Source organism: Bradyrhizobium cosmicum (assembly GCF_032290525.1).
Classification (GTDB): domain Bacteria; phylum Pseudomonadota; class Alphaproteobacteria; order Rhizobiales; family Xanthobacteraceae; genus Bradyrhizobium; species Bradyrhizobium cosmicum_A.
The window spans coordinates 1-263 of the sequence record NZ_JASXTA010000309.1; the positions used below are offsets into that span (position 1 = coordinate 1).

General features: G+C 66.2%; 1 pseudogene. It reads left to right on the plus strand.

Annotation, left to right across the window (positions count from 1 at the left end):
- Positions 1 to 35: 35 nt before the first annotated feature.
- A pseudogene (locus tag QSV46_RS40070) lies at positions 36 to 263 on the plus strand (D-alanine--D-alanine ligase A); the annotation flags it as partial.

Genomic DNA, 263 nt, shown 5'->3' on the forward strand with positions numbered 1-263 from the left:
GAGTGGCCTTGCCGGCTGCAAGAGGAGGAGCGGGCATGACGCAGCCGCGCAAGATGATCGGGCTTCTGTTCGGAGGACGTTCTGCGGAACACGAAGTCTCGAAGCTGTCGGCGGCCAATATCCTGCGCGCCCTCAATCCGGACCGCTACGACATCATCCCCATCGGCATCGGACGGGATGGACGCCGGCTTCTCTGCGACAGCGGCAATGGCGGCGGCCGGGGCGCGAAATCCCTGGAGATCCCGGAGGGAGCACCCCAGGTG